Raw genomic sequence first — 7,341 nt, forward strand, 5'->3', positions numbered from 1 at the left:
GAGCTACACCACCCTGATTTCCGCCGAACAACTGCAAGCCCTGATCGCATCGGCCAAGCCCCTGCGTATCTTCGACTGCACCTTCGACCTGATGAAGCCCAACGCCGGCCAGGAGCAGTACCTCGCCTCGCACCTTCCCGGCGCCGTGTATGCCAACCTGGACACCGCATTGAGTGCCAAGCACGGCGTGGCGGGCGCCCATGGCGTGATCACGGCCAGCGGCGCTGATACACCCGCGTCGGGCGGACGCCACCCACTGCCCAACCGCGAGAAGTTCGCCACCTGGCTTTCCAGCGTCGGCTTTGCCAACAACATGCAGGCGGTGGTGTATGACCGCAACGGCGCCAACTACTGCGGGCGCCTGTGGTGGATGCTCAAATGGGCCGGTCATGAAAACGTGGCGGTGCTCGACGGTGGGCTGCAAGCATGGCAGGCCGCCAGCGGCGCCGTCAACAGCGGCGAAGAACCTGCGCATTTCCAGGCCAGCTTCCTCCTGGCGCCGGAAAAAGCCACATTGGTATCGGCCCAGACCGTGGCGAGCCAGTTGGGCCGCCCGGCACAAACACTGGTTGATGCACGCGCCACGCCACGCTTCAAGGGCGAGGTGGAGCCGCTGGATCCGGTGGCCGGCCACATCCCCGGCGCATTGAACCGCCCCTTCGGCCAGAACCTGGGGCCCGACGGAAAGTTCAAGCCGGCAGTCCAGCTCAAGGCCGAGTTTGAAACCTTGCTGGCCGGCCGCGACCCGGCCACCGTGGTACACCATTGCGGCAGCGGCGTCAGCGCCGTTCCCAACATCATTGCCATGGAGTTGGCCGGCCTCGGAAGAAGCGGGCTCTACGCCGGCAGCTGGAGCGACTGGTGCAGCGACCCAGCGCATCCGGTCGCACAGGGCTGAGGCCGCCCCGCTTCGCGGCGCCGCCAGAAACACAAAAACCTGCATGCTTTCCGGCATGCAGGTTTTTCTTCTTGTTGAGGCGGCCGCGCAGGACCCGCTCAAAAAGTGCCGGTCAATGCCGGATTTTCAGGTCCGATTACTTGGCCGGAGCGCTGGCTGCCGTACCAGGCGTCGCTGCGTCACCTGTCATCGGAGACGTGCTGGTTCCCATTGGGGTGCTACCGGTTGTGGACGTACCCATCGAAGAGCTGCTGCCTGTTGGGGATGGCGTGGTCGACGGCGAAGGTGTGGTCGAGGGTGAAGCGGCAGGTGTCGAAGGCGACGCGCCGGTGTCTTCCACCTTTTTGCCACAGGCTCCCAGTGCCAGCAAAGCGGCCAGGGCAACGGCGGTAAGGGCAGCAGGTTTGAATTTGGATGCGTGCATGTCGGTTTCCTTTTTTGAAGATGAAATGGCTGAACGGTGAGTGGCTGAACGTCAGCCGGAATTCAATTTAGCCCGCTACATCGGGCTTACCCCATGAGACGGTGTCCCACAGGGCTGTAAGCGTTTTTCGCCTGATGCGCACACAGAGGCGCCTGCATCAGCAGGCGCGCGCGTGGCCGGACAGGCGGGTGCGCTTGTGCGGATTGTCCAGGCGTGACCCCGACGAAGGGCCGGCACCGCGACTGCTCCGCGAGCCGTTGTCCGGCCGGTCACCCAGGCGTCCTTTCGAAGGGCTGGGTTCGGGCCTGTGGGAGTGAAGTGTCTCTGCGGCGGTTTTCATGACGGTCTCCTTGAAGGTCACCTTTGCTTGCGGCAGAAAGCAGCAGCGAGGTGCAGACTGTTGAGTGGGATTGGGGGGTGGTTTGCGGCGCTTGCACACCTGCTACGCACCTGTGCCTGCCTTATTCACTGTAGGCATCGTTGCGGCCGGGGAATGTAGGCAATGCCTGTGGATTGCGTAGGAACAAGCCTACAAACCCTCTTTTTTTGTCTTTTTGCCCTTCCTGCGGACGCCAGTGTTCAAGTCCTCCCGCTGGAAAAGAAGGCGGATGCAGCTCAGGACCGCCCCCCGAAAATCTTCAAGGACTCAAGAAAAAATGGCCTTCCAGCCTTATTGAACAAGCGCAAACAGCTATCAAATCAATAGCAACTACGACCATTCAGCCGGTATCGGCAGTCACCAGCTGGACAGGCGAGCGCACGTGCTCAGGCCGCACGCCCACGCCGACCGCATAGGCCGGCAGCGCCTGCAGCAAGGGCCAGCGCCGCATCAGCTTCAGCGGCCAGGGCAGCGCCATGGGCGGGCCGTCGCGCCCCCGCGCCGCCAGTACCGGGCTGAGCAGGCGGTTCTGGATGGCGACCTGCACCGCCTGCGTGACGCGTGTGGGAAACAACCGGCGTTYTTGTACCTGCGCCAGCAAGGGCGTCAGCGCGGCCCGGTCCACCTGCGGACTTGCGAGGGGAGCAGCCAGAATGTTGGCCGCCGCCACGGCATCCTGTACCGCCAGGTTGATGCCCACGCCGCCCACAGGCGACATGGCATGTGCAGCGTCGCCGATGCACAGCAGGCCGGGCTTGTACCAGTGCTCCAGCCGGTCGACCGTGACACTCAGCAGCTTGATGTCGTCCCAACTGGCCAGGGTGGCGATACGGTCGGCAAAGAGCGGCGCCACCTTCACCACGTCTGTGCGGAAAGCCTCCAGCCCCTCTGAGCGAACAGCCTCGATGCCGCCCTTGGGAATCACATAGGCGCACTGCCAATAAGTACGGCGGTCAATCATGGCCAGGAAAATGCCGTTGGTAATGCGCCCGCCCGTCGTGGAAGGATCGCCCGGCATCTTGGGCAGGCGCATCCACAGCACATCGATAGGCGCGCCCAGATCGCGCACGACCAGCCCGGCCGAACTGCGCACCGTGGACCGCCTGCCATCGGCCCCGATCACGAGGTCCGCCATCACCTGCAGGGCGCCCTCGGGTGTGGCGACCTCCACGCCCGTCACCACGCCATCTTGCTGGATCACGCCGGTCACTCCGGCGTTCTGGATCAGGCGAAAACCGGGATACAGCTCCGCCTCATCGCGCACAAAATCCAGAAACTCCCATTGGGGCATCATCGCGATGAATTTGCAGCGCAGGCGCAAATGCCTGAAGCTGGCCAGCACGAGTTCGGTGTTGCCGACCACGGCGCGCAACTCACTCACTTCATCGTGCGGGCGCGCCAGGAACTTCTCCAGCAGGCCCAGTTCGTGAATCACTTCGAGAGTGGATGGATGCACGGTGTCGCCGCGAAAGTCACGCAGGAAATCGGCGTGCTTTTCCAGCACAAGCACCTGCACCCCGGCGCGTGCCAGCAAAAGGCCCAGCATCATGCCGGCCGGGCCGCCGCCGGCGATGCAGCAGCGGACATTCATTACGTCGGCCATGGTGTCTCCCCGGGGATGAAAATCCTCCGACCATATCCAGGCTTGATGGCCCTTGCAAGCTCCAGGCGGGGCAACCACCGCCCAGACCCGTCAACATCTCTTGCGGAGCTGTTTTCGCCTATTTCAGCGTCATTGGCATGGGAGTGGTCTGTACTTCGCCCGGGTCCGGCGGGGTGTCCAGGGGCGGCAGGGGCTCGGGTGGCGGAACGTTCGGGTTGGTGGCCATGGCTACTTCCTGCTTCCCTTTTCCGGCGCCGTTGGGCCCCTGCCAGGCGACTGCAGAGACTGCGGCGGCTCCACCCGTCTGGGCAAGTCGCGGATCATCGCTTCACCTTTTTCGTCCCGGCCGTCGGACGGCAGGTCCGCTTCCAACGTCGGTTCGGGCTCTTCATTGCCTGGCCGCTTGCGCGTTCCGCCCATCACAGACCCACCACCATCAAAGGCATGTCATGGATTGCCAGCGCAGCGGCGGCGGCCATGCTGGCGAAAACGGTGATGAAAAAAGCGATGTACGCGGCTGCGCGCGGGCGGTGAAAACTCCGCGGCTTGCGCGGCGGCGCGTCTTGAGCCAACTCGCCGCTGACATCGTAGGCCGACGGGCGGAAGGCGCTGGAAACCGTGGTGGAGTCTGAATGGAAGTTCATGGCGGGCCTGCCTTTTGCACAGTGTTTGCACAACGCAACGGAGCATCAAAAGGATGCTTGCCCTTATCTTCCCGCTCCGCCCGAAACCCGCCTATAGGTCGCCAGGCCTTGTACTTGTCAGGCGCCGTCTGACAGCAGCCGCAACCGCAGCTGCGCCTTGCCGCTCAGTGGTGGTGCGCCATCCCGCTGATCAGCGTGACCAGCCCGATGCCGATACCCAGCCAGGCAATTTGCGCCATGGTTTCCCGGGCGGTGACGCGTTTTTGCAACTGGGGAATCAGGTCGGCCAGCGCGACATAGATAAAACTGCTGGACGCCATGATCAGGAAAAACGGCAGGTAGTCATATAGCTGGTCAACCAGCGCATAGCCGACCACGCCGCCCAGCGCGGTGACGGCACCGGCCAGCGACACCTTGATGAAGGCGGCGCGGCGGTTGTTGGAGGTCTGGCRCAGGACCACCAGGTCGCCCATGTGGTGAGGCACCTCATGCACCAGCACCGCCAGCGCGGCGACCACGCCCAGCCGCAAATCGGCCATGAAGGCCGACGCAATCAGGATGCCGTCGCCGAAAGCGTGCACGCTGTCGCCGGCCAGCACAGCCCAGCTGCCGCTTTTGGCTTCGCCATGCGTATGGCCGTGGTGGCCGTGGTGGCTGTGCGCGGCATGGACGTGCTCCGTATGGTCATGGTGTGCATGCGCCGCAGCCTCGGGGCCATGGTGCTCGCCGCCATGGTGCTCATGGCCGTGATGCCAGAGTTCGGCCTTGTCGAGCAGGAAAAAGAACACCAGCCCGACCAGCAAGGTGGCAAACAGTTCCTTGGCCCCGGCCTGGCTTTCAAAAGCCTCGGGCAGCAAATGCATGAAGGCCGTGGCCAATAGCGCGCCGGCCGCCAGGCTGAGCATGTGCTGGGTGTAGCGGGCCAGCACACCAAAGCTGAGCAGAGCCGCCAGCCACACGCTGCCAATGCCTGCAGCCAGGGTCCCCACCAGGATTGCTATCAAAGTCATAGCTGCTTGCGCTCGTATTTATTGGGCTAAGGCCCGAAATCACTCAAAATTATCCGCAGAGGTTACACCACAGACGACAAACCCCGGGCGCGGCATCCAATGCCTGCGGCCGGGGTTGTTTCAATCTTATCAAGCCTGTCAAGTGGTTAGCCCCCACGGTCGCTCACTGCGTGTAGCTCCCGAGGCCTTGCAGGCCGCGGCTCGCGAGACGCTTCGCCTCTGTCGCCCGTCCAAGCCTGCGCAGGCAGGCTTGGAGCCGCGGGCTCCAGCCCCTCGGGGGCCGCCCGCCTGCGGTCTGGCAAAGCCAGTCCCGCGCCTCATGCTGGCTTGAAGAGTTCAGGGCGCAATCAGTGTGGGGTATTTCACCAGCAGGGGCCGCGGAACCGGCTTTGCCGGGCCGCTGGCGCCGCCCCCTCGAGGGGGGAACAAGCTACATGTAGTGAGCTTGGACAGGGGTGCATCACTTTTGGGGGAACAGGCTACACGCAGTGAGCCTGGACGGGGGTGCTTTAACCCACGCCGTGGGATTTAAACCATTCCAGGGCACGCTTGAATCCGTCATCTGCCGCATCCTTGCGGTAGCTCGGGCGATAGTCGGCATGGAAGGCGTGGGGCGCTTGCGGGTAGACCACAAACTCAGAGGCGGCTGCCGCCTTGTTGCCMTTGGCGCCGGCTTCAGTCAGTGCGTCTTTCATCTGGTTGACGGTGGTCAGCGGGATGCCGCCGTCTTGCCCGCCGTACAGGCCCAGCACCGGCGCCTTGAGGTTGGCGGCCAGGTCCAGCGGGTGCTTGGGCGTCAGCGCTGATGGCTGGCCGACCAGGCGGCCATACCAGGCCACACCGGCCTTCACGTTCTTGCTTTGCTCGGCATACAGCCAGGTGATGCGGCCGCCCCAGCAAAAACCGGTGATGCCCACCTTTTTCGCATTGCCACCGTTAGCGGCTGCCCACTTCACGGCGCCGTCCAGGTCGGCCATGACCTGTTCGTCAGGCACCTTGGACACCACTTCGGCCATGAGCTTGGCCATTTCGTTGTATTTGCTCGGGTCACCCTGGCGCGCATAGAGCTCTGGGGCAATCGCCAGATAGCCGGCTTTGGCAAAGCGCCGGGCCGTGTCGGCGATGTATTCGTGCACGCCAAAAATTTCCTGGATCACCAGCACCACCGGCAGGTTGGTCTTGCCGGCGGGCGCCGCAAAGAAAGCGGGCACCTTGAAGCCATTGACTTCATAGGTGGTTTCGCCGGTCTTCAGGCCTTCTGAAGAAGTTTTGATGGCTGTCTGCGCCATGATGGGCATGGCGGTGGCCGCGTACCCGACCCCCAGGGCCGTTTTGAGCGCGGTGCGGCGACTGGCGCCGGCTTCGGTGGACCGCCCGGGCAGCAGGGCGTCGAAGTCTTTCTTCTGGTCGTGTTCAAGCATGGCGGTTCCTCAGTAGATTGTGGGAGGTTCTCAAAAGGCAAACAGTCGGAGTCTATGCGGCCCCGGAAGTTCTTGCCACCGCAAGGCAATGACGCTGGTGTTTTCCCTTGCCCACCGCCCCGCCCCGCCCCGCCCCGCACCCAAACTCAAACGATCTTGACGCTCAACTCTGGCAAACCGTCAATATGGCATTCGATGACGTCGCCCTTGACCACCGGGCCGACGTTTTCAGGCGTGCCCGAGTAAATGATGTCGCCGGGAAAGAGCTCAAACGCTTCGGACAGTTTGGAGATCTGCTCGGCCACCGACCAGATCATGTGGTTCAGCGTGGCCTGCTGCTTGACCTGGCCGTTGACCTTGAGCCAGATTGCGCCCTTGGTGTAGTGGCCGGTCTGCGCAACCTTGTGGATGGGACCGATGGGAGCCGACATGTCAAAGCTCTTGCCGATTTCCCAGGGCTTTTTCTGGTCGCCCATGCCGCGCTGCAGGTCGCGGCGCGTCATGTCCAGGCCCAGCGCGTAACCGTAAACACGATCCAGCGCCTCGCTCATCGGGATGTTGCGCCCACCTTTGGCCAGCGCCGCCACGAGTTCGACTTCGTAGTGGTAGTTTTTGGTCAGTGTGGGGTACGGGTGGTCTGCAACCTTGCCGGGCGGCACCACCTGAATGGCGTCCGTCGGCTTCTGGAAGAAGAACGGCGGTTCACGGCTCGGATCCGAACCCATCTCGATTGCATGTGCTGCGTAGTTGCGACCTATGCAGTAAATGCGGCGCACCGGAAACATTTCGGCGCTGCCCGCGATGGGGATGTAGGTCTCAGCCACCGTGAAAGGCGTGGCCGGCGCATTTGCCGCCGTGCCCGGCGTGGCGCAGCCGACGACGGCGCCTGTCGCCATCAGGGCGCCTGTTTGCAGAATTCCGCGTTTGCTCATGTCTGGTGTTGTCATGTGTGTCTCCTGGGA

Annotated in this window: 8 protein-coding genes; 2 read left to right on the top strand and 6 right to left on the bottom strand. The window is 63.4% G+C overall.

What is annotated here, in order from left to right:
• Together AC1DWI_RS09150 and AC1DWI_RS09155 are read left to right on the top strand one after the other, a co-directional pair.
• Nucleotides 1-898, top strand: an 898-nt coding sequence (locus tag AC1DWI_RS09150; protein ID WP_477724712.1) for a sulfurtransferase, incomplete at its 5' end; no start/stop codon positions are given.
• Between the two features lie 227 nt (nt 899-1,125).
• Nucleotides 1,126-1,362, top strand: a complete 237-nt coding sequence (locus AC1DWI_RS09155) for a hypothetical protein (protein WP_477724713.1) — start codon at nt 1,126-1,128, stop codon at nt 1,360-1,362.
• A gap of 117 nt (nt 1,363-1,479) precedes the next feature.
• Here the strand turns inward: AC1DWI_RS09155 and AC1DWI_RS09160 are convergent, their stop codons facing one another.
• From AC1DWI_RS09160 to AC1DWI_RS09185, 6 genes are all read right to left on the bottom strand, one after another.
• A complete protein-coding gene (locus tag AC1DWI_RS09160) occupies nt 1,480-1,662 on the bottom strand; it encodes a hypothetical protein (RefSeq protein ID WP_477667996.1) in 183 nt (60 codons plus the stop codon).
• 379 nt (nt 1,663-2,041) lie between these two features.
• Nucleotides 2,042-3,304 carry an FAD-dependent oxidoreductase gene (locus AC1DWI_RS09165; protein ID WP_477724714.1) on the bottom strand — a complete coding sequence of 421 codons (1,263 nt, stop codon included), beginning with the start codon at nt 3,302-3,304 and terminating at the stop codon, nt 2,042-2,044.
• A 419-nt stretch (nt 3,305-3,723) separates the two neighbouring features.
• Entirely contained in the window at nt 3,724-3,948 is a 225-nt protein-coding gene (locus AC1DWI_RS09170) for a hypothetical protein (RefSeq protein ID WP_477667998.1), read from the bottom strand.
• Nucleotides 3,949-4,112: 164 nt separating this feature from the next.
• Nucleotides 4,113-4,958, bottom strand: coding sequence for a ZIP family metal transporter (locus AC1DWI_RS09175; protein WP_477724715.1), 846 nt, complete (start codon nt 4,956-4,958; stop codon nt 4,113-4,115).
• 509 nt (nt 4,959-5,467) lie between these two features.
• A complete protein-coding gene (locus AC1DWI_RS09180; protein ID WP_477724716.1) occupies nt 5,468-6,379 on the bottom strand; it encodes a dienelactone hydrolase family protein in 912 nt (303 codons plus the stop codon).
• A gap of 146 nt (nt 6,380-6,525) precedes the next feature.
• Nucleotides 6,526-7,326, bottom strand: a complete 801-nt coding sequence (locus AC1DWI_RS09185; RefSeq protein WP_477668001.1) for a fumarylacetoacetate hydrolase family protein — start codon at nt 7,324-7,326, stop codon at nt 6,526-6,528.
• Between the last annotated feature and the right edge of the window lie 15 nt (nt 7,327-7,341).

It is taken from the genome of Polaromonas sp. P3_C2, from assembly GCF_056402675.1.